This window comes from Pseudoxanthobacter soli DSM 19599, from assembly GCF_900148505.1.
GTDB lineage: Bacteria > Pseudomonadota > Alphaproteobacteria > Rhizobiales > Segnochrobactraceae > Pseudoxanthobacter > Pseudoxanthobacter soli.
On record NZ_FRXO01000022.1, the window covers coordinates 1 to 2,174 of the forward strand.

Annotated in this window: 2 protein-coding genes; both read left to right on the forward strand. The window is 73.2% G+C overall.

Going from position 1 to position 2,174, the window contains the following annotated elements:
• The first annotated feature begins 469 nt into the window (after positions 1-469).
• Positions 470-1,363, forward strand: coding sequence for a SapC family protein (locus tag BUF17_RS21940; protein WP_244530994.1), 894 nt, complete (start codon positions 470-472; stop codon positions 1,361-1,363).
• A gap of 326 nt (positions 1,364-1,689) precedes the next feature.
• Positions 1,690-2,174: invasion associated locus B family protein (locus BUF17_RS21945; RefSeq protein WP_073632818.1), on the forward strand; the 485-nt coding region annotated here is incomplete at its 3' end.

Consider the following 2,174-nt stretch of genomic DNA (forward strand, 5'->3'; position numbering starts at 1 on the left):
AGTTCGCCTCCGGCGTCTCCGACAATGCCTTCAAGGGATCCCTCAACATCCGCTTCTGAACGGCAAACAGCCCCTCCCGGACACGCCGGGAGGGGTAAGCGACGATCGGCAGAGACAGTCTCCGCGCGGAAGGCAGGTGTGAGCCGAACCGCGCGGAGAAAGCAGGAACAGGCAAGGCCGGGCCGGAAGAGGCCCGACATGAGAGGCCGGGCCCGCGAGAGGAAGACGAGGGCGATGCCCCGGCTCCGCACGCCGCCCTTGGCGCCGGCGAGGCCGGACCCACGCCGGACCCACCCATCCACAGGCAATCCGGGCCGGTGATGCCGCCCGGGCTGACGGCTCTCCGGGCCGACCACAGTGCCCCCCGCCCTGGGCCCGGAGAGACACCGATCGAACGATCCCGGAGGAGAGCGGCGACGCGGTTCCCGCGCGCCCTGCGCCCCCGGACGAAGACACAAGGAACAGCGCCGTGACGAACAGCCCCGAGACCAAAAACGCCGTGACCAAGAACTCCGAGACCAAGAGTTCCGAGACCCAGACGCCTTCAGCTGCTCCCGAGGCCGCCGCCCCGGCAGGCCTGCCGCTGTTCTATCGCAGCCCCATGCTGCTGCGCGCCCACGAGCACGCCGGCTTCGGCCTGCGCCGCGCGGCCGGGGCGGGCTTCGCCGCCGGCGCGGTCGCCATCCCCCTGGTCGCCGGCGAGTTCGCCGCCGCCGGCCGCCACTATCCGATCGTGTTCGCGAGCGGCGAGGCGGCCATGCCGCTCGTCGTCACCGGCGTCGCGGCCGGGCGCAACCTGTTCGTGGATGCCGCCGGCCACTGGCGCGCCGGCACCTATGTGCCGGGCTATGTGCGGCGCTATCCGTTCATCGGCATGGCCGACCAGGAAGGCGGGCCGCTGATGCTCGGCATCGACAGCACCAGCGACCGCCTCTCCACCAACGCCCGCCGCGACGGCGCCGACCCGTTCTTCGAGGCCGACGGCCAGCCCGCCGAGGCCGGCCGCGCCGCCATCGCCTTCTGCGAGGCCTATGCGGTCGAGCACGAGCGCACCCGCGCCTTCGCCGCCGCGCTCGAGGCCAACGGCCTGCTCGTCGAGAAGAGCCTGCGCATCGAATACGCCAACCCCGTCTCGGGCGCCGTCTCGGGCACGGATACCGCCCCGGCCGCCGCCGCCGCGACCGCCGAGGTCAACGGCTTCCGCCTCGTCGACGAAAAGGCCTTCCGCGCGCTCTCCGGCGAGGCGCTCGCCACCTTCCACGCCAACGGATGGCTCGACCTCATCGCCCTGCACCTCGCCTCCCAGCTCTCCTGGCAGGCCCTCGTCGATGCCTCGAACCCGGCACACCGCGCCGCGGCCTGACACGCGGCCAACCGCGGAAACGCGCCCGCGCCCCGCGGGCCGGCCCGCCGCGGAGAGCCGTCGCGGCCCGGCGCCGGCCGCCTGTCGCCCTGACCGGCCGGTCCGGCCCGGCCCGATCGACGCGCCCGGGCCACTCGGCCGGGAGGCTTGGCCGAATGACTTGGCCGAATGACTTGGCCGGGAGGGTTGGCCGGGAGGGTTGGCCGGGCCGAATCGCCCGGGCGACTTGCCGGATGACTTGGCCGCGGCACGATCGATCCCTCTCCGCGGCCGGTCTCGCCGGAAGCGGAGAGGTCCCAGACCAGAAACCCGATCCGGATCCCCAGATGACCCGTCTTCGCACCACCCTTGCCGCCGCCGTGCTCCTCGTTCTGGCCGCTCCCCCGGCCGGCGCCTTCGCCGAGAACGCCAAGAACGACATCGCGGCCAAGACCGATAGCGCGGCCAAGACCGATCTGGCGACCAAGCTCGCCCAGGCTGCCGCCGCCCAGCCGGCGAAGGACGGCGCCTCCACCTTGCCCGGCGGCGCATCCTCGCTGCAGGAGGCCTACGGCGACTGGAGCGTCCAGTGCGCCATGCCGGAAGGGCGCCGGGTCTGCACCTTCTCCCAGACCCAGATGAACCAGCAGAACCGCCAGCGCGTGCTCGCGATCGAGCTTCATGCCGCCGACGGCGGTGCCGCCGAGGGCGCCGTCGTCATGCCGTTCGGCCTCGCCCTGCCAGACGGCGTCACCCTGCAGATCGACGACGCCGCGCCGGGCGCCCCCATCGCCTACACCACCTGCCTCCCGGCCGGCTGCCTCGTGCCGCT